At 64.7% G+C, this 24484-nt stretch carries 27 protein-coding genes; 17 read left to right on the top strand and 10 right to left on the bottom strand.

The features are described 5' to 3' along the window. Positions 1 to 24: 24 nt before the first annotated feature. Genes Amn_RS03435 through Amn_RS03420 form a run of 4 tightly spaced genes read right to left on the bottom strand, consistent with a single transcriptional unit; the run spans position 25 to position 3383 of the window. Positions 25 to 327, bottom strand: coding sequence for a hypothetical protein (locus Amn_RS03435; RefSeq protein WP_067954489.1), 303 nt, complete (start codon positions 325 to 327; stop codon positions 25 to 27). Between the two features lie 3 nt (positions 328 to 330). Then, the gene (lepA, locus tag Amn_RS03430; protein ID WP_182573535.1) at positions 331 to 2139 is read right to left on the bottom strand and encodes a translation elongation factor 4; all 1809 of its coding nucleotides are present in this window, start codon (positions 2137 to 2139) and stop codon (positions 331 to 333) included. Positions 2140 to 2196: 57 nt separating this feature from the next. After that, positions 2197 to 2835, bottom strand: coding sequence for an NrsF family protein (locus Amn_RS03425; protein WP_286294564.1), 639 nt, complete (start codon positions 2833 to 2835; stop codon positions 2197 to 2199). Positions 2836 to 2846: 11 nt separating this feature from the next. Next, positions 2847 to 3383, bottom strand: coding sequence for a sigma-70 family RNA polymerase sigma factor (locus Amn_RS03420; protein ID WP_286294563.1), 537 nt, complete (start codon positions 3381 to 3383; stop codon positions 2847 to 2849). A gap of 192 nt (positions 3384 to 3575) precedes the next feature. Between Amn_RS03420 and Amn_RS03415 the strand changes: the two genes are divergently transcribed. The 8 genes from Amn_RS03415 to Amn_RS03380 all read left to right on the top strand — a co-directional run bounded on the left by Amn_RS03415 (position 3576) and on the right by Amn_RS03380 (position 8559). Beyond that, positions 3576 to 3863: a BufA1 family periplasmic bufferin-type metallophore gene (locus Amn_RS03415; RefSeq protein ID WP_067954498.1), complete on the top strand. Its 288-nt coding sequence runs from the start codon at positions 3576 to 3578 to the stop codon at positions 3861 to 3863. A gap of 62 nt (positions 3864 to 3925) precedes the next feature. Further along, complete coding sequence (bufB, locus tag Amn_RS03410; protein WP_154384712.1) at positions 3926 to 4813, top strand: MNIO family bufferin maturase; 888 nt, start codon at positions 3926 to 3928, stop codon at positions 4811 to 4813. A 2-nt stretch (positions 4814 to 4815) separates the two neighbouring features. After that, positions 4816 to 5580 carry an HvfC/BufC N-terminal domain-containing protein gene (locus Amn_RS03405; RefSeq protein WP_182573537.1) on the top strand — a complete coding sequence of 255 codons (765 nt, stop codon included), beginning with the start codon at positions 4816 to 4818 and terminating at the stop codon, positions 5578 to 5580. Continuing rightward, positions 5577 to 6080: a DoxX family protein gene (locus Amn_RS03400; protein WP_154384710.1), complete on the top strand. Its 504-nt coding sequence runs from the start codon at positions 5577 to 5579 to the stop codon at positions 6078 to 6080. The genes Amn_RS03405 and Amn_RS03400 overlap by 4 nt, the downstream gene beginning before the upstream one ends. Before the next feature lie 110 nt (positions 6081 to 6190). After that, positions 6191 to 6793: a GNAT family N-acetyltransferase gene (locus Amn_RS03395; RefSeq protein ID WP_286294562.1), complete on the top strand. Its 603-nt coding sequence runs from the start codon at positions 6191 to 6193 to the stop codon at positions 6791 to 6793. Between the two features lie 36 nt (positions 6794 to 6829). Next, entirely contained in the window at positions 6830 to 7579 is a 750-nt protein-coding gene (locus tag Amn_RS03390) for a hypothetical protein (RefSeq protein ID WP_286294560.1), read from the top strand. 168 nt (positions 7580 to 7747) lie between these two features. Further along, positions 7748 to 8053: a hypothetical protein gene (locus Amn_RS03385; RefSeq protein ID WP_067954508.1), complete on the top strand. Its 306-nt coding sequence runs from the start codon at positions 7748 to 7750 to the stop codon at positions 8051 to 8053. Between the two features lie 167 nt (positions 8054 to 8220). Beyond that, complete coding sequence (locus tag Amn_RS03380; protein ID WP_067954510.1) at positions 8221 to 8559, top strand: hypothetical protein; 339 nt, start codon at positions 8221 to 8223, stop codon at positions 8557 to 8559. Between the two features lie 47 nt (positions 8560 to 8606). Here Amn_RS03380 and Amn_RS03375 read toward each other — a convergent pair whose 3' ends face one another. Then, complete coding sequence (locus Amn_RS03375) at positions 8607 to 10592, bottom strand: PhoX family protein (RefSeq protein ID WP_067954512.1); 1986 nt, start codon at positions 10590 to 10592, stop codon at positions 8607 to 8609. Positions 10593 to 10845: 253 nt separating this feature from the next. Between Amn_RS03375 and Amn_RS03370 the strand changes: the two genes are divergently transcribed. From Amn_RS03370 to Amn_RS03360, 3 genes are all read left to right on the top strand, one after another. Continuing rightward, complete coding sequence (locus Amn_RS03370) at positions 10846 to 11532, top strand: phosphatase PAP2 family protein (protein ID WP_067954514.1); 687 nt, start codon at positions 10846 to 10848, stop codon at positions 11530 to 11532. Between the two features lie 89 nt (positions 11533 to 11621). Continuing rightward, positions 11622 to 11864, top strand: a complete 243-nt coding sequence (locus tag Amn_RS03365) for a helix-turn-helix domain-containing protein (protein ID WP_067954516.1) — start codon at positions 11622 to 11624, stop codon at positions 11862 to 11864. An 85-nt stretch (positions 11865 to 11949) separates the two neighbouring features. Further along, positions 11950 to 13695 (top strand): SulP family inorganic anion transporter, encoded by a 1746-nt coding sequence (locus Amn_RS03360; protein WP_286294555.1) that lies wholly within the window; start codon positions 11950 to 11952, stop codon positions 13693 to 13695. On the opposite strand, the gene Amn_RS03355 is transcribed toward Amn_RS03360, so the two are convergent. Beyond that, complete coding sequence (locus tag Amn_RS03355) at positions 13692 to 14948, bottom strand: Hsp70 family protein (protein ID WP_067954518.1); 1257 nt, start codon at positions 14946 to 14948, stop codon at positions 13692 to 13694. The two genes, Amn_RS03360 and Amn_RS03355, sit on opposite strands and share 4 nt — an antisense overlap. Positions 14949 to 15178: 230 nt before the next feature. On the opposite strand from Amn_RS03355, the gene Amn_RS03350 reads away from it, so the two are divergent. The 5 genes from Amn_RS03350 (at position 15179) to Amn_RS03330 (ending at position 20577) form a co-directional block, all read left to right on the top strand. Then, a complete protein-coding gene (locus Amn_RS03350) occupies positions 15179 to 15796 on the top strand; it encodes a LysE family translocator (RefSeq protein WP_154384706.1) in 618 nt (205 codons plus the stop codon). A gap of 154 nt (positions 15797 to 15950) precedes the next feature. Next, complete coding sequence (cysK, locus tag Amn_RS03345; RefSeq protein ID WP_067954523.1) at positions 15951 to 16931, top strand: cysteine synthase A; 981 nt, start codon at positions 15951 to 15953, stop codon at positions 16929 to 16931. A gap of 117 nt (positions 16932 to 17048) precedes the next feature. Further along, positions 17049 to 18005 (top strand): TAXI family TRAP transporter solute-binding subunit, encoded by a 957-nt coding sequence (locus Amn_RS03340; protein WP_067954524.1) that lies wholly within the window; start codon positions 17049 to 17051, stop codon positions 18003 to 18005. Positions 18006 to 18088: 83 nt separating this feature from the next. Then, the gene (locus Amn_RS03335; protein WP_154384704.1) at positions 18089 to 20200 is read left to right on the top strand and encodes a TRAP transporter permease; all 2112 of its coding nucleotides are present in this window, start codon (positions 18089 to 18091) and stop codon (positions 20198 to 20200) included. A gap of 2 nt (positions 20201 to 20202) precedes the next feature. After that, positions 20203 to 20577 (top strand): DUF1850 domain-containing protein, encoded by a 375-nt coding sequence (locus Amn_RS03330; RefSeq protein WP_286294552.1) that lies wholly within the window; start codon positions 20203 to 20205, stop codon positions 20575 to 20577. On the opposite strand, the gene Amn_RS03325 is transcribed toward Amn_RS03330, so the two are convergent. Together Amn_RS03325 and Amn_RS03320 are read right to left on the bottom strand one after the other, a co-directional pair. Then, on the bottom strand, positions 20567 to 21829 hold the full coding sequence (locus Amn_RS03325) for an RNA polymerase sigma factor (protein WP_286294551.1): 1263 nt from the start codon (positions 21827 to 21829) through the stop codon (positions 20567 to 20569). The two genes, Amn_RS03330 and Amn_RS03325, sit on opposite strands and share 11 nt — an antisense overlap. A 17-nt stretch (positions 21830 to 21846) precedes the next feature. Further along, entirely contained in the window at positions 21847 to 22197 is a 351-nt protein-coding gene (locus Amn_RS03320) for a YciI family protein (protein ID WP_067965761.1), read from the bottom strand. A gap of 269 nt (positions 22198 to 22466) precedes the next feature. Here Amn_RS03320 and Amn_RS03315 point away from each other — a divergent pair, with 269 nt between their 5' ends. Next, entirely contained in the window at positions 22467 to 23087 is a 621-nt protein-coding gene (locus Amn_RS03315) for a glutathione S-transferase family protein (protein WP_182573539.1), read from the top strand. 250 nt (positions 23088 to 23337) lie between these two features. Here the strand turns inward: Amn_RS03315 and Amn_RS03310 are convergent, their stop codons facing one another. Both Amn_RS03310 and Amn_RS03305 read right to left on the bottom strand, forming a co-directional pair. Further along, positions 23338 to 23490 carry a hypothetical protein gene (locus Amn_RS03310; RefSeq protein ID WP_169808285.1) on the bottom strand — a complete coding sequence of 51 codons (153 nt, stop codon included), beginning with the start codon at positions 23488 to 23490 and terminating at the stop codon, positions 23338 to 23340. A 288-nt stretch (positions 23491 to 23778) separates the two neighbouring features. Further along, on the bottom strand, positions 23779 to 24459 hold the full coding sequence (locus Amn_RS03305) for an ArsR/SmtB family transcription factor (protein WP_067954534.1): 681 nt from the start codon (positions 24457 to 24459) through the stop codon (positions 23779 to 23781). Positions 24460 to 24484: the final 25 nt, after the last annotated feature.

The following is a 24484-nucleotide window of genomic DNA, read 5'->3' as shown; positions in this document are numbered from 1 at the left end:
GGGGAAGAGGTTACGGCGCCGCGCTTAGCGCTTCAGCTTTTCCCAAAGCTCAGGCGTCATGCCAAACTGCAAAACATGCCCCCCCGCCACGTCGAAGCGGTTGGCGGTCTCGGTCTCATTGCCAAAGCGAAGGCTCTCGCCATCCAGGAAGCGACCAACGGCTGCGACGGGGTCCACCGTTTCGTCTCCGTCTTCTTTCTTGTTGCTACCTTTGCCAAGCAATTGATAGCGGCTGACGCCTGTATCCTTGTTGCGCATCAGCTTAGGGAACAAGGTCTTGCCCTTGTCGCTAACGATCCAAAAGTGCCGATAATATGGGTCGGACACGCCTCAGTTGTCGCCCATCTTGAGCGCCTGGATAAAGGCTTCCTGCGGGATGTCGACCTTGCCGAACTGGCGCATGCGCTTCTTGCCCTCTTTCTGCTTCTCGAGCAGCTTGCGCTTGCGGGTGACGTCGCCGCCGTAGCACTTGGCGGTGACGTCCTTGCGCAGCGCCGAGATGGTCTCGCGGGCAATGACCTTGCCGCCGATGGCGGCCTGGACGGGGATCTTGAACATGTGCTGCGGGATCAGCTCCTTCAGCTTCTCGACCATGACGCGGCCGCGCTTTTCCGCGGCGGTGCGATGGACGAGCATCGACAGCGCGTCGACGGGCTCCTCATTGACCAGGATCGACATCTTGACGAGGTCGCCCTCGCGGTAGTCGGTCAGGTGGTAGTCGAAGGAGGCGTAGCCCTTGGAGATCGACTTCAGGCGGTCATAGAAATCGAACACGACCTCGTTGAGCGGCAGATCGTAGACCAGCATGGCGCGCTTGCCGACATAAGAGAGGTCGGCCTGGATGCCGCGGCGCTCCTGGCAGAGTTTCAGGATCGAGCCGAGATAGTCGTCCGGGGTGAGGATGGTGGCGCGGATCCACGGCTCCTCGATCGCGGCGATCTTGACCACGTCGGGCATGTCGGCGGGATTGTGCAGTTCCTTGGTCGACCCGTCATTGAGGTTCATGCGGTAGACAACGCTGGGGGCGGTGGCGATGAGGTCGAGGTTGAACTCGCGCTCGAGCCGCTCCTGGATGATCTCGAGATGCAGCAGGCCGAGGAAGCCGCAGCGGAAACCGAAGCCGAGTGCGGCCGAGGTTTCCATTTCGAAGGAGAAGCTGGCGTCGTTGAGGCGCAGCTTGCCCATGGCGGCGCGGAGGTCCTCGAAATCGGCGGCGTCGACCGGGAACAGGCCGCAGAACACCACCGGCTGGGCCGGCTTGAAGCCCGGCAGGGCCTTTGCGGTGGGGCGCTTGTCCTCGGTGATGGTGTCGCCGACGCGGGTGTCGGCCACTTCCTTGATCGAGCCGGTGAAGAAGCCGAATTCACCCGGGCCGAGCTCGTCGACCTGGACCATCTTCGGCGTGAAGACGCCGGTACGCTCGACCAGATATTTGGCGTTGGTCTCCATCATCCGGATGGTCTGGCCCTTCTTGAGCTTGCCATCGATGATGCGCACCAGGACGATGACGCCGAGATAGGTGTCGTACCAGCTGTCGACCAGCATCGCCTTGAGCGGCGCGTCGATGTCGCCCTCGCGCGGCGGCGGCAACTGGGTGACGATCGCCTCGAGCACGTCCTCGATGCCGAGGCCGGTCTTGGCCGAGATGTGGACGGCTTGCGAGGCGTCGATGCCGATGACTTCCTCGACCTGCTCCTTGATGCGCTCGGGCTCGGCGGCGGGCAGGTCGATCTTGTTCAGCACCACGACGATCTCGTGGTTGTTGTCGATGGCCTGGTAGACGTTGGCGAGCGTCTGGGCCTCGACGCCCTGGCTGGCGTCGACGACGAGCAGCGAGCCCTCGCAGGCCGAGAGCGAGCGCGAGACTTCATAGGCGAAGTCGACGTGGCCGGGCGTGTCGATCAGGTTGAGGATGTAATCCTCGCCATTGTTGGCACGGTAGTTGAGCCGAACGGTCTGCGCCTTGATGGTGATGCCGCGCTCGCGCTCGATGTCCATGTTGTCGAGGACCTGCTCGGTCATCTCGCGCAGTTCCAGCCCGCCGGTGGACTGGATCAGCCGGTCGGCAAGCGTCGACTTGCCATGATCGATATGGGCAACGATGGAGAAATTGCGGATGTGGTCGAGCGGTGTGGTCATGCGCCGCGCTTTAGCAGGGGCCGCAAGGGTTAACAAGCGCGGCTTTGCGGCGCTTTGCTACCAGCGCAGGACGTACCGGCCGGCGATCGCGCCGACGACGGTCAGGATGGCGATGGCCAGCGTGTACCAGGTGGCGACGAAAAACGGCGAGTCGTCGAAGCAGTGGGCGGCGTAGAGCGTCGCGGCAAGGCCGCCGGCGAGCAGGCCGCAGGCGGCACCGGCGAGGCTGGGCCGCGTCGGCGCGCCCTGGCGCATGGCGACGAGGAAGATGGCGAGCGGGCCGAGACCGATGAGTGGGATCAGCGTCAGGCAAACCATGTTGTTGGTGCCGACAAGCCGGGTCGCCCATTCAGAAGGGGCAATGGTGGTGAGTTCGATCAGGACCGCGCCGAGCAGGATGGCGGGTGCGGCAGCGAGCAACGCGACACGCATGCCAAGCCGCGCACCGGGACGGGCGAGTGCAATAGCCACCGCACCCGATGTGGCAACCAGCGCCAGGGTGACAACGAATTTGAGGAGGAAACGCCAGGTTTCGGCGGCGGCGGCAAAATCGGCGCGCGGGCCGGCGACGACGGAAAAGACGACAGCGGCAATGACGCTTGCCGCAACGAAGGCGGCGCGCAGCAGCGTGCCGAACGAACGCCGGCCTGCTGCCGCGTCGCTGGAAATCGCCTTGATGAGATTCTTCGTTTCCATTTCCGTTCCGTTCAGTCCTGTCTGAAGCGATGCGCGATCGCCTTGAGGCCGCGATGCAGCGCCACCCGCACCGCCGTCTCGGTCATGCCAAGCGCATTGGCCGTCTCGCCGATCGAGGCACCCTCGACCGAAACCGAGGCAACGACACTGCGCTGCACCGCGGCCAGGCCGTCGAGCGCACGGCCGATGTCGCGCTCGCCCACTTCGTCCTTCTCGGGCTCGGCGAGCGTTTCGGCGAAGTCTGCGATGTCGACCTCGATGCGCTTGCCGCGGCGGCGGAAGGCATCGATCAGCTTGTAGCGGGCGATGGCGTAGACCCAAGGCGTCACTGCTTCATCCTGGCGCCAGGTATGACGCTTCAGATGAATCGCAAGCAGAACCTCCTGGACGACATCCTCCGGCTCGACGCCGCCATGCACGATACGTCTGCGGCAGTATCCGCGCACCAATTGCGCCACGCCATCGAGAAAGGCAGCGTATGCGCCTTCATCACCGGAAATTGCCGCCCTGAAAAGCCGAGCGAGTTCGGCGTCATCCGTCCTCGTCAAGCCTGTCTTCCTTCTCTTCGGCTTAAAAAGCCGTTTGTTACTTCAGTCGACGCAGAAATGTTACAACGCCAACTGCCGTCTCACTCACGAAACCGTGTTCACGGCCCGGCGTAACGAATGGCGAGGTGCCGGCGAAGTCGACGGCATGGGACGCAGAACGCTTCCCTGTCAATCCTTTATCAGGAGAACGTCATGAATCGCCAGACCCTAGCCCTTGCTCTCGCCGGCTCGCTCGCATCGGCACTTGCCTCGTCCGCCTTTGCCGCCCCACTGCCGGCTGAAAAGATGGTCGGCATGGAAAAGTGCTACGGCATTTCGCTGAAGGGCCAGAACGATTGCGCCGCGGGAGCAGGCACGACCTGCGCCGGCACCTCGACCATGGACTATCAGGGCAACGCCTGGAAGGCCGTGCCGGCCGGCACCTGCACGACGATGGACGTCGACGGTCACAAGGGCATGCTCGAGCCAACTGCCATGTGATGCACATGGGGCCCGGCGCGCCGGGCCCCATCTCGCCTGCCCGACCCATCCGAGCACCCAGCATGAATACCGGTACACAAAGCGGCCAGTCCCTACCCGCCCGCGCAGGCCTTGGCCTCAAACCCGAGCACATAGGCGAAATCATCGCGACCGAGCCCGAAATCGGCTTCTTCGAGGTCCATGCCGAGAATTATATGGGCGACGGCGGTGCGCCGCACCGGACACTGTCCGAGATCGTTGCGCGCTATCCGCTGTCGCTGCACGGCGTCGGATTGTCGATCGGGGCCGAACGACCACTCGACAAGGCGCATCTGGCGCGGCTGCGGCGGCTGATCGACCGCTACCAGCCGCAGTCCTTTTCCGAACATCTGGCCTGGTCGACGCATGACGCCGGCTTCCTGAACGACCTGCTGCCGCTGCCCTATACGAACCGGACGCTGGCGCATGTCAGCGCCCATGTCGACGAGGTGCAGCAGGCGGTGGGGCGGCGCATGCTGCTCGAAAATCCCTCGACCTACATCCTGTTCGAAGACAGCACGATCGACGAGATCGACTTCCTCGACGCCATTGCCGAAAGGACCGGCTGCGGGCTGCTGCTCGACGTCAACAACGTGATGGTGTCGGCCATCAACCACAGGCTCGACCCGTTCGCTTACATCGACCGCTTCCCGGTCGAGCGCGTCGGCGAGATCCACCTCGCCGGCTATGACGAGACCGTCGACGGCGCCGGTGACCGGCTGCTGATCGACGCCCACAATTCGACAGTCGCCGACGACGTCTTTTCGCTCTATCGCCACACGATCGGCCGCACCGGCCCGGTACCGACGCTGATCGAATGGGACAATGACGTGCCGGCCTTTGCCGTGCTGCTGGCGGAGGCCACGCGCGCCGAGGCCGTGCTCGACGAGGCAGCGCTGCGGCGCGATGCGCGGTTTTCCAGGCGCGCGTGACGATGGACCAGAACACGTTTGCCTCAGCCTTGCTCGATGCCACACGACCGCTGCCGGACGGCGTGACCAGCGCGCGCGGCGAGGCTGATGCGGCGCGCTTCGCCGTCTACCGCAACAATGTCGCGGTTTCGCTCTCCAAGGCGCTGAGCCAGCGTTTCCCGGTCCTGCGGCGGCTTGTCGGCGACGACTTCTTCAACGGCATGGCACGCGCCTTCATCGCAACGACGCTGCCCGATAGCCCGGTGATGTTTGCCTATGGCGACAGCTTTCCCGATTTCGTCGCCGGCTTCGCCCCGGCCGCCGCCCTGCCCTATCTCGCCGACACGGCGCGGCTGGAGGCCTACTGGACCCGCGCCTACCACGCCGCCGACATCGTTCCGCTCGACGTCGCGGCGCTGGCAAGGCTGGCGCCCGAGCGGCTCGGCAGCGCCACCCTCATTGCGCATCCGGCGGCGGCGCTGGTTCGTTCGAAGTTTTCCATCGGGACGATCTGGCAGGCCCACCAGGGCGACGAGGTCCGCGTGCAGACGGTGCTCGAGCCGGAGAGCATCGTGATCACCCGGCCGGACATCGAGGTGGCCGTGCATGTCATCGCCGAGGCGGACGCGGTGTTCGCGGCAGCGCTGTTGCGCGGCGACAGCATCGGCGACGCCGCGGCTGAAGCCTTCGACACGGACCCGGCATTCGACTTCGGCCGCGCCATCGTCGGCCTGGTCGCGCTCGGCATGTTCGCCGGCGTGGCTGACCAACAAGGAGACATGAGATGAGCGACATCAACCACGCGCCAATGGCGCACAAGGCCGGCTTGGGCTCCGCGATCCGGCGCATTGAGTCAGCGATTGCGGCGATCCCCGAGGCGCTGCCACTCCTGGCGCTGCGCTTTGCCATCGCCGTGCCGTTCTTCAAGTCGGGACTGACCAAATGGGACGGCTTCCTGACGCTGTCCAACGGCGCGCGCTATCTGTTTACCCAGGAGTTTTCGCTGCACATCCTCGGCAGCCAGTACCCCTATCCGGCGCCGATCCTGATGGCGACGCTGGCAGGCATCGGCGAGATTGTGCTGCCGATCCTGCTGGTGCTGGGGCTCGGCACGCGCTTTGCCGCCCTCGGCATCCTGGCGATGACGGCAGTGATCCAACTGACGGTGCCGGAGGGCTGGGCCAATTTCCATCTGCCCTGGGCGGCGATGGCATTGGCGCTGGCTGCTTATGGGGGCGGACAGCTTTCTCTGGACAGGCTGGTTGGCCTTGGCGCACGTAAAGACTGAGGTGGTGGCGGGCCTGCCCGAGACACACGCGGTCGGCGGTTGACGCCGCCCGGAACGCGCGCTCCTATACTGCCGCAGCGAGGGGACGCTGTGGACTGGAGGAGCATGTCATGCCCGAAAAGGCGCACCGCGACGAGGGTTTGACTGCCGAGGCGCGGCCCGCCACCAAGGAGGACGCCGCGATCCTGGCCAAGCTGGTCAACATGGCTGGCGACGGGCTGCCGCTTTATCTCTGGACCAAGATGGCCGAAGGTGGCGACCCCTGGGAGGTCGGCCGCCAGCGGGCGCAACGCGAGCAAGGCAGCTTTTCCTATCGCAACGCGGTGGTACTGGAACATGGCAAGGTGATTGCCTGCCTGATCGGCTATCCGATCGAGCCGTCGTTGCCCGACCCCGACACGCCGGCGATGTTCGTGCCATTCAACATGCTCGAGGCGATGGCGGTGGGCAGCTGGTATGTCAACGTCATGGCGACGCTGCCGGAGGCACGGGCGCGCGGCTACGGCTCGCGGCTACTGGCCATGGCCGACGCGATCGCCGAGGCCACCGGCTGCACCGGCACCAGCCTGATCGTTTCGGACGCCAACACCAAGGCCCGCCATCTCTATGAAAGCGTCGGCTATCGCGAGGTCGCCTCCGAGCCGATGGTCAAGGATGGCTGGACCGGTGCAGGCGAGAACTGGGTGCTGATGGTCAAGCTGCGAACGGGATGAGCGCGCAGGGGGAACCCGCCGCATGGACGTTTCAGGATGAAATTCTGCAACGACACCGTCATGGCCTTTGACGCGCCGCGCCGGGTCTTCGGTCCCGGCGAGACGCTGACCTTCGACGATGCCTATAGGCTTGCCCATCTGCCGCTGGTTGCTCCAGGCCATGCCGAGATCATTGCCGGCAAGGACGGCACGGATTATCGCAATGGCCGCTATGACACGCCGCGCCATTCGCTTGTCGTCCCCATCGACGCCCAGGCGCTCGGCCGCAGCGATACGTTCCAAGCATTCGAGGCGGAGCTGCGTTCGTTTTCGTTCAGCGACAAGATCGCCTGGCAGCTCGGCCGCGAGCGCGCCGGCAAGCTGCATGCCACCATCGTCGGTGGCCTGTCCGAGCCCGACATCGCGCGGTGCGTGCAGGCTGTGACCGTAGCGCTCGCGCCGCTGGGAGCACTTGCCCTGCGCCTCGGCGGGCCGTTCCTCGGCCGGATCAACACCGGCCGGATCTACCTGCCGGTCTATCCCTGCTGCCACCACGACGAAGATGTCTTCGGCCTGGTCCAGCAAGCCTGCGGCGCGCGGCAGACCCGCTTCCATGTGGTCGGCCTCTACCATTTCGCGGCGGCTCTGACCGCTGCGGAGACGACTGATCTGGCAGGATTGGCGGAGCGGTGGCGGCGGCGCGTGTTGGCCGAACTGCCGGTGACGTCGCTGGCGGTGATGGCGACGAACGACGACCTGGCGCTTTCCGGGCGGATTGTTGCAACGATCCCCGTGAGTGGCGAATAGGCTGTCGGGTTGCCGCCCGACAGCCTGTTTTCGCGGGATGGCAAGAGGCCTCAAAGATCGTCCGAACTTTTTTCCAGCTCCGCCGTGAACCTTCTTCTCCAGCCCCGACACACACGATCGTGGCGGCCGGTGAGCCGCAAGATCAAAGTGTCCCAGAGGAGAACCGAAATGAACATGACCAACACCATCATCCGCTCGTCGCTGATCGCGACGCTCGCACTTTCGATGTCGGCCTTTGCCGGTGCTGCATCGGCTGCCCAGCTCAAGGCCCGCGTGCCGGCACCGCCGCCGCACCAGCTCGGCCTCAAGGCGCCGGGCGGCGGACAGACCCACGGCCATGTCGAGACCTGCAACAACAAGGCGTCGTGCAACCTGATGATCTCCTATTGCATCAGCCATGGCGGCGACTGGGAGGAGACCGGCACACCGGGCCCGCAGGGCGAACCGCAGAAGGGCAAGTGTACCTATCCCTGATGGAATCAGGGGTTCCCAAGACCTGAAGCCAAGCGCCCTCCCGTTTCCGGACGGGAGGGTTTTTGCGTCGCATGGCGCCATAACGTTGGAGCGTGTCGCCGCTCTGCTTGACGTTGGCGCGGCATTCGGAGCAAATCGCCGGACATTTGTGGGAGCTTGCCTGAAAAATGTCCGTCGTCGGCCTTTCGCTGCTCGGTTTTTCGACCGTCATCTTCCTCATCGCCGCGATGGTCGCCAAGACCTGGGGCGTCGAGCCGACCATCGGCAAGCTGGTGGTGACGCTGATCCTCTATTCGCTGGGCAACCTGATCATGTTGCGCCTGGTGCGGGACTTCGGCATGTCGGTGTCGTTCTCGCTGTCGGCGGTGATCCAGTTGATCGCCGTCAACGCGGTGGCCATCATTTATTTTGGCGAGAAGCTGAGCGGCATACAGGGCATCGGCGTCGGGCTCGCGGTGGTGGCGGTGGCGCTGATCACGCTCGGGCCGGCGCTGGCCGGAAAATGAAAACGGCCGCTGAACGCGGCCGCTTCCCTCAGGCACAAAGACTTCTATCAGACGGCGATCTTGCCGCCGCCCTGCCTGGTGATGGCGACGACGGCCGGTCGGACCGGCATATCGGGCTTGAAGTCGGGCCAGCGCGTCGACAGGTCCTCATAATAGGACGGACGGCCAAAGCCTTCCCAATCCTCGCCACCGTCGGCCGGATGCTGGACGGCAACGAATGCGGTCTGGTCGTCGGGCGTGAACAGCGGGCCGCACATCTCGGCGCCGACAGGCACGCGGAAGAACAGCTTCGAGGTGGCGCGCGCCGCGCCCTCGGTGTCGACGGCCCACAGGCCGTCGGTGCGGCCGGTGGCCTTGGGCGAATTTCCGTCAGTCGACACCCACAGGCGGCCGGCGGAGTCGACGGCGCAGTTGTCGGGCATTCCGAACCAGCCATTTTGGGTGGTCGAAGTCGAAAATGACGCGCCGACCTCGGCGACCGACGGGTCACCACACTTGAGCAGCACTTCCCACTTGCCCTTGGTGGCGGTGAAATCGCTGCCGTCCTCGATCAGTTCGATGATGTGGCCGAAGGCGTTTTCGGCGCGCGGGTTGGCAGCGTCGACCTGGTCGGCCTTGCGCTTGGTGTTGTTGGTCAGCATGACATAGACCTTGCCGTTGACGGCATTGGGCTGGATGTCCTCGGGGCGGTCCATCTTGGTGGCACCGAGCAGGTCGGCGGCGCGGCGCGTCTCGATGACCACGTCGGCCTGGCTGACAAAGCCGTTGTCGGCCGTGAGCGGGCCGTCGCCCTGGACCAGCGGCAGCCAGGCGAAGGTGCCGTCCTCGGCGAATTTGGCGACGTAGAGCGTGCCGTCGTCGAGCAGGTCGAGATTGGCGGCACGGTCGTCGGGGTTGAACTTGCCCTTGGTCACGAACTTGTAGACGTAGTCGAAGCGCTCGTCGTCGCCGAGATAGAAGACGACGCGGCCGTCGCTGGCCACGATGGATTCAGCGCCCTCGTGCTTGAAGCGACCGAGTGCCGTGCGCTTCTTAGGCAGCGAGTTCGGGTCGTTGACGTCGACCTCGACGATCCAGCCGAAGCGGTTGGGCTCATTCGGTTCCTTGGAGACGTCGAAGCGGTCGTAGAACTTGAACCACTCATAAGTGCCTTCCGGCACGCCGAGGCGCTTGTAGTTGGCGGCCTCCGGATGATCGGCCGGCAGCTCGCCACCGAAATAACCGTGGAAGTTTTCCTCAGCCATGATGTAGGTGCCCCAGGGCGTGACGCCGCCGGCGCAGTTGTTGAGCGTGCCGTACACCTTGGTACCGGTGGCATCGGCATTGGTCTTCAGGCGATCATGGCCGGCGGCCGGGCCGGTCAGCTGCATCTCGGTGGTCGAAGTGATGCGGCGGTTGAGCTTGCCGTCGCGGACCGGATGCCACTTGCCCGCTTCCTTGCGGATCTCGACGATGGTGCCGCCATGGGCCGCCATCTCGATGTCGACGCGCTTCTGGTCCGCTGGCGCGACCTCGATCTTGCCCTCGACGATCTTGACGATGCCGGGGAACATCAGGTGCTCGTTGGTGTATTCGTGGTTGACCACCAGCAGGCCGTGCTCGGACGAGCCTTCGAGGGCGATATAGCCGACATAATCGTTGTTGTAGCCGAACTGCTTGGCCTGGGCTTCCGCCGACTGGTTGGTCGGATCGAATTCGGGCGCGTCGGCGAAGATCGGATCACCCCAGCGCAACAGCACGTCGGCGTCGTAGCCAGCGGCGACGTGATGCTTGTCGTCGATGCCGGCCTCGATCTCGTCGAAGGCAAAAGCGGAGGCAGAGGCGGCGCGGGCGTCGTCGGCGAGCAGGATTGCGATGGGGCTTACGGTTGCGGCGATGGCCGAGACGGCGAGCGAACCCTGGAGGAAGCTGCGGCGGGAGAAGCGCTTGGCGATGATGTCGCCCATGGTGCGGTTGTCGGTCGGGTTGTGACCGGGACCGTCATTCTCCTCGAGCATCGAGGTGCGGAATTTCTGATCATGGGGCTGGTTCATGGCGTCGACCTCTGGCTGGGGTGTTCGGCTTGGGGTTCGCCGAGACCGCTAGTTGCCGTGCATAACAACAGCATGACAGATTGGCCGAAAATCCACAGCACCCAAAAACGTGACCTGAGTGCTCACGCGAGTTGGTTTGCTGCGACCTTTTGCATTGCATGCCTTTTCTTTGGGAAAGCCATCCCCACCTGTTGCGAATGGGTCGGGAAGCGGCCATCCCAAGGGCAGAACAGCCCCGAGACACGGCAGGACGATGCAGCAGAGATTGTGGAACAGGATCGAGTTTTCGCTTTTGGCGGCGGGCATCATCATTGCCGGCGGCCTGTGGGGCTTCGTCGAGTTGTCGGAGATCGCCCGCGACGCCGCACCGCACGCCTTCGATACCGACATCCTGCTGTTCTTCCGCGCGGCCGGCAACACCGCCGATCCGATCGGCCCCTCCTGGGTGGAAGAGGCGATGCGCGATATCACAGCGCTGGGCAGCGCCTCGGTGCTGATCTACATCACCGCGATCAGCATCATCTATCTCGGCATGTCCAGGCGCTGGGGACCGGCGCTGTTCGTATTCGTCTCGGTCGCCGGCGGCCAGGTGCTGTCGAGCCTGCTCAAGCTCGGCATCGACCGCCCCAGGCCCGACCTCGTGCCGCATCTGGCGCAGGTGCACACGATGAGCTTTCCAAGCGGCCACGCCATGCTATCGGCGGTCACCTATCTGACGCTGGGGGCGCTGCTGGCACGCTTCCTGCCCGGGCGGGCGGCGACGGTCTTCGTCTTTGCCATCGGCATCCTGACCACGCTCATGGTCGGCATCAGCCGCGTCTATCTCGGCGTGCACTGGCCTTCGGACGTGCTAGCGGGCTGGTGCGCGGGCTTTGCCTGGGCGACTTTGTGCTGGCTGATCAGCCGCCGCTTCATGCGGCCGGCCGAGGCCGATGAATGATATGGGGCTCAGGCATCAATAATGATGCTTGAAACATCATCATGAATGTATGATACATTCGTGATGCGGATCGAGACGGGACCACCTCAGTGATCACAGCCGCACAGATGCGCGCCGCAAGAGCGCTGGCAGGCATCGACCAGAAGACGCTCGCCGAAATGGCCGGTGTCTCGGTGCCGACGATCCAGCGCATGGAAGCAAGCGAGGGCGTGGTGCGTGGCGTGGTCGATACGCTGACCAAGGTCATCCAGGCGATCGAAGATGCCGGGGTGGAACTGATCGGCGAGAGCGAGACCGGCGGTCGGGGCGTGCGCCTGAAGAAGAAGGCGTGAAGCTTCCGGCTATCCGCATGATGTAGTCGCGACGGCGACCGCCGACAGTCTTGCCGACGAAGCCGCCGCGTTTCCAGTGGTGCGGATGATGAATGCAGGCGGCAATCCAAGGCGATACGGATCAGGGAAGCACGGGCAACCGACTTTCGCGGAACTGTTCACGCCCAAGCTGGTGACTGTTTTCCGCGAGGGCTATGGCGCGCTGCAGTTCAAGGCCGACGCGATTTCGGGGCTGACGGTGGCAATCGTGGCTCTGCCATTATCGATGGCAATCGCCATCGCATCGGGTGTGTCGCCTGACAAAGGGCTGTTCACGGCAATCGTCGGCGGCTTCATAGTCTCGGCTCTCGGCGGCAGCCGCTTCCAGATCGGTGGTCCGGCAGGCGCCTTCATCGTTCTGGTGGCGGCAACGGTGGCGCGCGAAGGCGTGGACGGGCTGATCCTCGCCACTGTCATGGCTGGGGTGTTCCTGGCGGCGATCGGCTATCTCCGGCTCGGAACCTACATCAAGTTCATTCCCTATCCGGTGACGGTGGGTTTCACCGCAGGCATCGCCGTGATCATCTTCGCCAGCCAGATCAGCGAGATGTTCGGACTGACGCTCAGCGGCAAGGAACCGGGTCCGCTTGTGCCGAAGTTGATGGCACTGGTTGATGCGATGGGCACGCTCAACATCGCGGCCCTGGCGATTACGGTGCTGACCATTGGCACCATCCTGATGCTCAAACGCTGGCGCCCCAGCTGGCCGGGCATGCTGATCGCGGTCGGCGTCGCTTCCGTGGCCGTTGCCCTGCTGGACCTGCCGGTAGAAACCATCGGCACGCGTTTCGGTGGCATTCCGCGCGGCCTGCCCTGGCCTGCCCTGCCCAGCTTCGGTGTGGACAAGGCGATAGCGGTACTGCCGGACGCGCTTGCCTTCGCGCTGCTCGGCGCGATCGAGTCACTGCTGTCCGCCGTCGTTGCCGACGGCATGACCGGCAGGCGGCATCGCTCGAACTGCGAACTGGTGGCACAAGGCTTTGCCAATATCGGTGCCGCGCTGTTTGGAGGCATCTGCGTGACCGGTACGATTGCCCGAACGGCAACCAATGTGCGGGCGGGCGCGCACGGCCCGGTATCAGGCATTCTGCATTCGGTGTTCTTGCTCGCCTTCATGCTGGTAGCCGCACCGCTTGCCGCCTACATCCCGCTCGCAGCTCTCGCCGGTGTGTTGGCGGTCGTGGCCTGGAACATGATCGAAAAGCAGGCCTTCGCGACACTGATCCGCTCGTCATGGGGGGACGCGCTGGTGCTGATGGTCACATTCCTGCTGGTGGTGTTCCGCGACCTGACCGAAGGCATCGTCGTCGGCTTCGCGCTTGGTTCAATCCTGTTCATCGACCGCATGGCAAAAAGCATCGCGGTGGAGAGCGATCAGCCACTGGTGCAGGAGGATGTCGCCGACGCCACCAATGGCAGCCGCCACGCCTATGAGGCGAGCGATGCGGGCGATGCCGACACCGTCATCTACCGTATCTCGGGCGCGTTCTTCTTTGGCGCGGCCTCGACGGTGGGGGCTGTGCTCGACCGCATCGCCGACCAGCGCAAGAATTTCATCCTCGACTGCTCGGGCGTGCCGTTTCTCGATTCCACCGCAGCGAACGTGCTCGAAGGCGCCGCACGCAAGGCACGGCAGGCAGGTGTCCGCTTCTTCATCACAGGAGCATCGCCGCAGACGCGACGGATGCTGATCAACCACGGCGTCAAGCATCCCGCCGTCAGTTACGCCGCCTCAGTGCGGGACGCACTCGACCTGCTCAAGCCCGGGAAGACCAGCACCCTGGAGCGTTAAGCAAATTTGCGCTGGGCGTCGAGGGCGAGGCCGAGACCGACGGAGCCGAAGGCGTCACCCTGTACGATCTGGGCGCCCGGCACCAGCGCCAGGATGCTTTCGCGCGCCAGCGGGATGGCGGTCGAGCCGCCGGTCAGGAACACGGCGGTGATGTCCTTGGCGCCGACCTGCGCTTCGGCAAGGGTGTCGGCGACGGTCGCGGTAACGCGCTCGACGGCACCGCGGATAGTGTCTTCCAAGCCTTGCCTGGTCAGCGACGCCGTGAACTTGGCGCCCGGCAGGGCGACGTCGATGGCGGTTTCGGTCGCATCGGTCAGCTCGATCTTGGCCTTTTCGACCTTGGTCGCCAGCGCGTGACCGAAACGCTGATCGACGACCTCGATCATCCTGTCGATAAGATCGGGACGCTCGGCCTCGAAGCGGATTGCGCGCAAGTCGAGCATCGCCTTGGGCGTGTAGAGCAGGTTGATGCGCTGCCAGGTGGCGAGGTCGATGAAATAGCCCGCCGGCAGGTTGCGTTTGCCGTCCTTGGTCGGAGTGAGGTAGCCGAGTTCGGGCATGACGTGGGCAATCGACAGCAGGCGGTCGAAATCAGTACCGCCGATATGGACACCGCGATTGGCCAGGATGTCGGCCTTGCGGTCGCCGGAAGTGGCGCGCTCGGGCGAGACGCGGACGATTGAGAAGTCGGAGGTGCCGCCGCCCATGTCGACGATCAGCGCCAGCTCCTCGCGCGTCACCGTGCGCTCATAGTCGAGTGCGGCGGCGATCGGCTCGAACTGGAAATCGATGTGCTTGAAGCCCTGGGCGCGGGCGGCTTTTTCGAGCTCGCTCTGGGCAGCCGCGTCGGCCTCGGGATTGTCGTCGACGAACTGCACCGGACGGCCGAGCACGACGTTTTCGACCGGTTCGCCGACGTGGTTCTCCAGGCGGTCCTTGAGATGGCCGACGAACATGCCGACGATGTCGGTGAAGGCGATATAACGCGCCTTGATGCGGGTCTTCTCATGCACCAGCGAGGAGCCGAGCACGCTCTTCAGCGCGCGCATCAGGCGGCCTTCGGCGCCGTCGGTGTATTCGCCGATGGCGCGGCGACCAAGAGCCGTCTGGTTGTCCTCGAAGTTGAAGAAGATGGCCGACGGCAGCGTGACGTTTTCACCCTCGAGCGCAACGAGGCGCGGACGGCCGTTCTCGATAACGCCGACGGTCGAATTGGAAGTGCCGAAGTCTATGCCGCCGAAAGCCGGTCGCATCACCTAGTCCTGAATTTTGTGCATGAACGGGCGACCCCATGCGTCTGCCGGGCCGCAATCGGACCGTGCGCCTACACGACGGGGGGACGAATGTCGATCTCTCCAGGGCATTTTCTGAGCGTACAGGGCAAATTCCTGAAAAATGTGAACGCTGGCCCAATCCCCGCGGCATTCCATGGATACCGCTTTCGTGCGATAGCGCGACCATTCAATCCTGCCTGGAATCCGCCATGACCCTTACAGGTTTTCTTGCCTATAGCGGTGCGCTCGCCATCGCTGCCGCCATTCCTGGTCCGGGCGTGACGGCGCTGGTGGCGCGCGCGCTCGGCTCGGGCTTCCGCTCGTCGTTGGCCATGTCGCTCGGGATCGTGCTCGGCGATCTCACCTATCTCACCGCCGTCGCGCTTGGCCTTGCCTTTGTCGCCCAGTCCTTCGGCATGGTGTTCCTGGCGATCAAGTGGCTCGGCGTCGCCTATCTCGCCTGGCTCGCCTGGAATTTCTGGACCAGCGGCATCACGCCGGAGACGGTCGAGGCAAGGAACGGCAAGGGCGGACTGTTCTCGAGCTTCCTCGCCGGGCTGACGGTGACCTTGGGCAATCCCAAGTCGATGATCTTCTACATGGCGATCATGCCGACGGTCGTCGACCTGCATGCGTTGACGCTGGGCGACTACGGCATTCTCGTCGCTGTCACGATCGTCGTGCTGCTGATCGTACTGGTGCCCTACCTGGCGCTGGCTTCGCAGGCGCGCTGGTTCCTCAAGACGCCGCGCGCGCTCAAGCTGCTCAACCGCACCGCAGCCGGTTTCATGGTTGGTGCCGCCGCTGCCATCGCGGTCCGCCAGTAGACAGGCGGACTGGAATTTCATTCCTACAAATCAAGGCCCACGGAAACATGTTTCCGTGGGCCTTGCCTAATCAGCACGGCACCCACTCGGAATTTGCCCTGCGACCCCCTATCTTCGCAGTTCACATCTCAGGCAATCCTAGGGAGCGAAATCGATGAACAAGCCCGTTACCTCCACGCGCGTACCAGGTCGCGGACGCGTCTATGGCTCCATCACCGAAACCATCGGCGACACGCCGCTGGTACGGCTCGACAAGTTCGCCAGGGAGAAGGGCGTCGTCGCGAACCTGATCGCCAAGCTGGAGTTCTTCAACCCGATCGCGTCGGTCAAGGACCGCATCGGCGTCGCCATGGTCGAGGCGCTGGAAGCCGCCGGCCGCATCGAGCCGGGCAAAAGCACGCTGATCGAACCGACGTCGGGCAATACCGGCATCGCGCTTGCCTTTGCCGCCGCCGCCAAAGGCTACAAGCTGATCCTGACCATGCCGGAGACGATGTCGATCGAGCGCCGTAAGATGCTGGCGCTGCTCGGTGCCGAACTGGTGCTGACCGAAGGCGCCAAGGGCATGAAGGGCGCAATTGCCAAGGCCGAGGAGTTGGTGCAGACAATTCCCAACGCGATCATTCCGCAGCAGTTCGAAAACCCGGCCAATCCCGAGATCCATCGCCAGACGACGGCCGAGGAGATCTGGAACGACACGCAGGGGTCGATCGACATCTTCGTTGCCGGCATCGGCACCGGCGGCACGATCACCGGCGTCGGCCAGGTGATCAAGGCCCGCAAGCCTTCGCTGCATGTCGTGGCTGTCGAGCCCGAGGGTTCGCCGGTGCTGTCGGGCGGCCAGCCCGGCCCGCACAAGATTCAGGGCATCGGCGCCGGCTTCGCGCCCAAAGTGCTCGACACGACCGTCTATGACGAGATCATCAAGGTTTCGAACGAGGATGCGGTGGCAAACGCCCGCCTCGTCGCGCGTCTCGAAGGCGTGCCGGTCGGCATCTCCTCGGGTGCAGCGCTGCAGGCGGCAGTGATCGTCGGCTCGCGGCCGGAGAATGCCGGCAAGAACATCGTTGTGGTAATCCCGTCCTTTGCGGAGCGGTATCTGTCGACGGTGCTGTTCGAAGGGCTGGGCGGCTGAGGACGAAGCGTAGGTTTACTATGAACAATTGAGGCTTGGCATTTGACCTCCTCCCGCTAACATGCCCGCAAGTCGGCGCAGACCAGAGCGCGGGCGCGTCAATCGGAGGAGAGATACATGCTGCATCTGAAGTCGAAGCTATTTGCTGCCGGCGCCGTGGCCATCGGTGTCGCCCTGGCCGCAGTTCCGGTCAAGGCGGAACAGTTCATCAACGTGCTGACCGGAGGCACTTCGGGCGTGTATTATCCGCTCGGTGTCGCGCTGTCGGAAATCTACGGCAAGAGCATCAAGGACGTGCGCACTCAGGTGCAGGCAACCAAGGCGTCGGTGGAGAACTTGAACCTTCTGCAGCAGGGCAAGGGCGAAATAGGCTTCGCACTCGGCGATTCCGTCAAGGCGGCCTGGGAAGGCGACACCGAGGCAGGCTTCAGCAAGAAGCTCGACAAGCTGCGGGCGATCGCCGCCATCTATCCGAACTATGTGCAGATCGTGGCCGCCAAGGAATCCGGAATCAGCAGCTTCACCGACCTGAAAGGCAAGAGCCTTTCCGTCGGCGCGCCCAAGTCGGGCACAGAGCTCAATGCTCGCGCCATCTTCGGAGCGCTCGGCATGAGCTACCAGGACCTCGGCAAGACCGAATACCTGCCGTTTGGCGAGTCGGTCGAGTTGATCAAGAACCGGCAACTCGACGCCACCTTGCAGTCTGCCGGACTTGGCGTCGCGTCGATCAAAGACCTTGCGGTGTCGTTGCCGATCACCGTCGTGGCGGTGCCGGCCGACGTCGCCGAGAAGCTGGGCGCACCATTCCAGGCAGCCACGATTCCGGCGGGCACATATGAAGGCCAGTCGGCCGACGTGCCGACGCTGGCGATCACCAACATCCTCGTGACGAATTCCGACGTGTCGGACGACCTCGCTTATGAAATGACCAAGCAGTTGTTCGACAATCTCGACCAGATGACAGCAGCCCATGCCGCGGCGAAGGCGATCTCCGCCGATAGCGCCGCCAAGGGCCTGCCCATCCCGCTGCATCCGGGCGCGGAACGCTATTACAAGGAAAAGGGCCTGATGTAGGCCCCAGCCCACGCACAGGCCTGATCCAGCTGGGCGGCACCTTGCCGCCCTAACTTCCAACATAGCCCTTGCCGGAGCCAGCGATGTCGCGACCCGACGTCTCCCCGCCCGCAGCCGATTTCCATGACCCGACCGGCAGCGGCTTTGCCAAGACACCCGAAGGCCGGCTGCTGTTTTGGACGGCGGTTGCCTTCTCGCTGTTCCAGATCGCCACGGCGGCCCATGTGCTGAGCGTGCCGAGCCAGGTCCTGCGGGCGACCCATGTCGCCTTCCTGCTGCTGTTGGCCTTTCCACTGGTGGCGACGGCGCGCGGCGCCGGTGCGACCGGCAAGGCGCTGGCCTGGGGGCTCGCCTTCCTCGGCGTTGCGGTGGCGACCTACCAGTTCATCGAATATGAACCGTTGATCCTGAGGGCCGGCGACCTGAACCAGGTCGACCTGGTCTTCGGCGTGATCGCCCTGGCAACCGTATTCCTCGCCGCCTATGCGATGATGGGACCGGCATTGCCGATCATTTCGGGAAGCTTCCTTCTTTACGCGTTGTTCGGCCAGTACCTGCCGTCGCCGTTGAACCATCGCGGCTACGACTTCTCGCAAGTCATCGACCAGCTGGCCTACGGCACCGAGGGTATCTACGGTATTCCGATCTACGTCTCGGCGACCTACATCTTCCTGTTCATCCTGTTCGGCTCGTTCCTCGAACGCGCGGGCATGATCAAGCTGTTCACCGACATCTCGCTGGGCTGCGTCGGGCACGCGCGCGGTGGCGCCGCCAAGGTGGCGGTAATCGCTTCGGGCATGATGGGCACGATTTCCGGTTCTGGCGTGGCCAATGTGGTGACCACCGGGCAGTTCACGATCCCACTGATGAAGCGGTTCGGCTACCGCCCTGCCTTTGCCGGCGGCGTCGAGGCGACCGCGTCGATGGGTGGGCAGATCATGCCGCCGGTGATGGGCGCGGTGGCTTTCATCATGGCCGAGACGCTGGGCGTGGAGTACTACGAGGTGGTGAAGGCAGCGCTCATTCCGGCCCTGCTGTATTTTGCCTCAGCATTCTGGATGGTGCATCTCGAAGCGGGCAAGCACGGGCTGCACGGGCTGCCGCGGGCGGACCTGCCCTCGCCGATCCGCGCGCTGCGCGAAGGCTGGTTCCTTATCCTGCCGCTGGCGGTGCTGATCTACCTGCTGTTTTCCGGGTATACGCCGCTGTATGCCGGAACCATCGGCCTGGCGATGACGGTTCTCCTGATCCTCGGCGGTTCGGTGGCGCTGCGGCTGCCTTCAATGGTCATCCGGATGGTCTTCTGGATCGGGCTTGGCCTGGTGGCAGCGAGCTTCTTTCGCATCGGCATCGGCGCGATCCTTGTTGCGGCAGCGGCCCTGATCGCCGTCAACGCCTTCGTCAGCGGCGGCCGCGACACGCTGATCTCGTGCCGCGACGCCCTTGCGGAAGGCGCCAGGACGGCGCTGCCGGTGGGCGTCGCCTGCGCCGTCGTCGGCGTCATCATCGGCACGATGACGCTGACCGGAGTCGCGACAACCTTCGGCGCGTTCATCGTTTCGGTGGGCGAATCGAGCCTGTTCCTGTCGCTGGTCCTGACGATGGTGACCTGCATCGTGCTTGGCATGGGCATTCCAACCATCCCGAACTACATCATCACCTCGTCAATCGCCGGGCCAGCCCTGCTCGAACTGGGCGTGCCGCTTCTGGTCAGCCACATGTTCGTGTTCTACTTCGGTATCCTGGCCGACTTGACGCCACCGGTGGCGCTTGCCTGTTTTGCTGCGGCGCCAATCGCGCGCGAGAGCGGACTGAAGATCTCGTTCGAGGCCATCAAGGTCGCAGCAGCAGGCTTCGTCATTCCGTTCATGGCGGTCTACACTCCCTCGCTCATGCTTCAGGAAGGCGGGCCGATGGCAGCCGCCATCGGTTACTGGCCGGCAGTCGCCTACATCGTCTTCAAGACCGGGTTGGCCATCGCCCTCTGGGGCGCCGCAGTCGTCGGCTTCCTGCGCAGGCGCATGGTCGCATGGGAACGCCTGCTGGCGACCGCAGCGGCCTTCACCCTGGTCGCCGCCCTGCCGATGACGGACGAAATCGGTTTCGCGCTCGCGGCCGTGATCATAGGGCTTCACTGGCTGCGCACGCGCGGACAGCCCGAAGCTGGAGCGGCTGCAGGGAGCAACAAGGCCTGACCGTGGGCTTGTGCATAGTCGCCGGCTCAAAGGCGGCCGCGCTCGCGGTGGCCGCCTTCACGCTGAGCTGGACACATTCGGTGGAAAAACTGCGCTGGGAAGAAGACTGGCGCGTGAGCGACGGTAAACTCCAGATCGTTGGCGCCCGCGTGCAGGGCTCGGGCGCCGGCATGGACCCGCCCGAAGGCGCTGTCTTCGACAACGGCTGGTGGCGCTACACACCGAAGGTCGGCCCAAAGGAAGTGCTGGTGCTGGCCGCATCGGGCGCCACCGGCGACGGCTGGCTGCTCTGCTCCAGTGAAGGCTGCCTGACGCTTGGCGAAGAAGCCGAAGCGACGGTAATGCTGCGCGCCTGCGACCCCGCGCTCAGCCGCTGACCTGCCCGCTGCGTGAAGCTGCGTCGCCTCTGCGGCGCTTGAGGAACCGGCGCACGGCCTGGTCGGGTTCGAGGCCGATGGCGAGTTCATAGGCCTTGTCGGCTTCGGCGAGATTGCCTGAGAGCGTCAGCAATTCGGCACGCGCCGCCCAATAGGGCTGGTACTCGTTGAGCCTGGCGTCGTCGATGGCGTCGAGCAGGGCCAGACCTTGTTCGGGCGCGCCGGCATAGGCGACAGCCACCGCGTGGTTGACGGCAACGACCGGCGAGGCCGAGAGCGTCATCAGCCCGGCATAAAGGGTGGCGATCGCCGCCCAGTCGGTGCGGCCGGCAAAACGGCGCGCGGCATGGGCCGACTGGATGGCCGCCTCGATCTGGTAGCGGCCGATGCCTCCGAAGGCGCCGGCGCGCTGCAGCAATGCATCGGCCTCGCCGATCAGGCCAGCATCCCACAACAAGGTGTTCTGCTCGCCGAGCGGCACAAACTCGCCCAGCGGGTTACGGCGGGCCGGCCGGCGCGCTTCGGCATGCAGCATCAGGGACAGCAGGCAGAGCGCCTCCGGTTCGTCCGGCAGCAGGTCGACCACCAGCCGGCCGAGCCAGATGGCTTCGGAAGCGAGGTTGCGGCGGCGGGAGTCGGCACCGCTGGCGTCGGTCCAGCCTTCGGCGAATGCTGCGTAGATCGCTTCCAGAACGGCCAGCAGCCTTTCGCCGAGCTCGGCCTTTTCGGGAATGCGGAACGGGATGCCGGCATGCTTGATACGCGACTTCGCCCGCACCAGCCGCTGACTCATCGTCGAGGGCGAGACGAGGAAGGCCGAGGCGATGGTGGCGGCATCGAAGCCGAGGATCGTCTGCAGGATCAACGGGGCACGCACGCCGGCGTCGATCGCCGGATGGGCGCAGGCGAAGATCAGGCCAAGCCGGTCGTCGGGACATTTCTCGCGCGCCATCTCCTGTTCCAGTTCTTCGCCAATGAGCCTGAGATGGGCCTGGCCCGCTTCGCCGGTCATGCGCCGACGCCGCTGGTCGATGGACCGTCGCCGCGCCACCGTCAGCAGCCAGGCCTCGGGATGGTCCGGCACGCCGGTCTCTGGCCATCTGGACAAGGCCGCGGCGAAAGCGTCGGCAAGCGCGTCCTCGGCACCGGCGACATCGCGGGTGCGCGCCGCCAGCCAGGCAACGAGCCTGCCGTAGCTCTGGCGAGCAGCGGCTTCCGCCGCCGCCCGCGCCTGTTCGGCGCCCTGAGCCATGCTAATGGGGAGCCATGCTAGCGGGTCGGCCAGATCGGGCGGACCTCGACGATGCCGTAATTGGCGCTTGGGCAACGCGCCGCCCAGCCGAGCGCGGCGTCAAGGTCCGGCGCCTCGATGATGTAGAAACCGCCGAGCTGCTCCTTGGTCGTGGCGAAAGGGCCGTCGAGCACTTCGGTCTTTCCGTCGCGGACACGGACTGTCGTCGCCGAAGACGCGCCGCGCAGACGCTCGCCCGACACCATGGCTCCGGCTTTGATCAGCGCTTCATTGTAGGCCATGTAGGGCGCGCTCATCTTCTCCTGGTCTTCCGGGCTCGCCGCCGCAAAGGGCGTGTCGTCGTGATGAAGCAGAAGCATGTACTGCATTGTGGTCTCCTGTTGTTCCCGGCCGCGTCGTCGCGGGCCGAACGGAAGTCGCGCCACCTCGACGGATTTCGACAGGCTAGCAGAGTTTTTTTCGGCCGCGCGCCGGTCGAATGCGAAAATCGATCCCGATTAAGGGGATCATGCAGCGCAGCAGGGCCGTAGCGGCTGGACCGGCGAAAAATCGATCCTGGCAAGCGCCTGCCCGCCTTGAGCAGGATGTCGGCGGCATGTCATATCCGAGCGCCGGGGAAGAACGGCTGGGGGCAGAAATGTACAGGCTTTACACACGCGCCGGCAGCGGCGGCTTTGTCGTCGAGGCGGCTTTCGCCCTGGCGGGTGTGCCATTCGAGCGCATCGAGGTGGTCAAGGGCGTCGAGCCCCCATCAGAGTTCCGCAAGATCAGCCCGCTTGGCCAGGTGCCGGCGCTGGTGCTGCCCGACGGACAGGCGATGACGGAGTCCGCTGCGATGTGCCAGCTGATCGCCGAACGCCATCCCTACGCCCGGCTGGCACCGTCAGTGGATGCGTCTGGGCGCGCCGACTTCCTGCGCTGGATGGCCTTCCTGACATCGGTGACCTATCCGGCGCTGCTGCGCGAATATTACGCTCATCGCTATACCACGGACGCTCATGGCATCGAGGCGGTGAAGGCAGCCGCAATCGCAGAGGCGGAGCGCAGCTTCGGCGTTGTCGAGGCGGCACTGCAAGACCGGGACTGGCTCGCCGGCACGCATATGTCGATCGCCGATGTCTATCTGCTGATGCTGGCGTACTGGCACCCGGAGCCGGCCAAGCTCGCTCTGGCCTGGCCGAACATCGCGCGCTTGTGCACGGTTCTCAAGGAGGATGCCGTGCTGAAGGAGCTGAACGCCAGCCACGCCATGTGGTGAAGGCGGAACGGCCCGTATGAACGGGCCGATCGGCAAGACGCCCGCATCCGCAAAGAAGCAGCGCGCCGGTTCGTCATCGTGTCTTGATGAGCTCGTCTAGAAGCAGGCCGGCATTGCGCCGCCGGCGTAGCGAGCAAGCCTTACAGGCGCGTGGCGATGATTGCCCGGCGTTCGCCGCGCAAGGTGGTCGAGCGATGATCGCTGGTCGGCCGCGCGATGCGGCTTTCGTGACGTCCGGTAACGGTCATGATCAGTGGAACGTCACGCGCGACTGAAGCGAGCCGGAGCGGCGCGCGCAGGCAGGTCCCGGGCCGCGCATGTAGTGACGCTCGGGGCGGTAGGTCGGGGCGATGAATTCGCGAAACGCCACAGCGGCGTAAGTGAGGTGGTTCCAGATAGCCATTGTTCTTATCCCTGTCCGCCCGGGGCTCGTCCCGAAACGTGAAAGCGATCATAGCCGGCGGGTGTGAATCTTCGGTGAACGCGATGTTAATCTTCGTGTGAAAATGCGCCCGATCAGGGCTGAATCATGTTTTTTTCTAGGCATTTAGACCGGATCGGGCGGTATTGATTAAGATGTGTCTTTTGCGCCACCGATGTAACGACCAATTGCCGCGAAATTATCCACAGGTTTCGCGGCGCGGTTACATCGCCAGGGGCTGTCAGCGGCGTGGCTGCGACGGATCGGGCGTCAGGAGAGGAACAGCTTCTCGAAAGCCTTGCGTCCCGGCGGGGTGAATTCGACGACGCGGCTGCCTGTTGGGCGGCGCGCCCATTTCTCAGCGAGGATCTTGTCGAGGATCGCAGTGCCGAGCGATCCCGCCAGATGCGAACGCCTGACGCTCCAGTCGAGGCAGGCGCGGCACATCGGCCGGCGCGAGGCGCCGAGCGTCGCGGTATCGATGCCGATGGCGGCGAAGAAACCCTGGCCCGCCGGGCCGAGCCTGATCTCCTCGTCGTCGCGGACGATGATCTCTTGGGCAATGAGGCGGTCGAACATCGCCACTGCATGGTCGCCGGCGAGATGGTCGTAGCAGACGCGGGCTTCGCGCATCGACTTGTCGCGTGGGCCCGGACGCGCGCGCCTGGGCCCAGAATGGGCGGCGACGCCGCTGATCGCCTCGATCATGTTGGCGACCTCGGCACCTGACAACGCGTAGTAGCGATGCCTGCCCTGGCTCGCCACCGTCAGCAGCTTGCCGTCCATCAACTTGGCGAGATGCGAACTGGCCGTCGGCAGCGACACGCCGGCTTCGAGCGCCAGCTCGCTGGCTGTCAGCGCGCCGCCATCCATCAGCGCGGTCAGCATGTTGGCGCGCGCCGGGTCGCCGACAAGGCTGGCGATGCGGGCGATATCGGGACCTTCTTTCATGGCGCTCTACCTCCATGGTTTGATG

The sequence above is a fragment of the Aminobacter sp. Y103A genome, assembly GCF_030294925.1.
Taxonomy (GTDB): domain Bacteria; phylum Pseudomonadota; class Alphaproteobacteria; order Rhizobiales; family Rhizobiaceae; genus Aminobacter; species Aminobacter ciceronei.
Note: the sequence above shows the minus strand (reverse complement) of the source record. Positions and strands in the feature narration are given on the sequence as shown.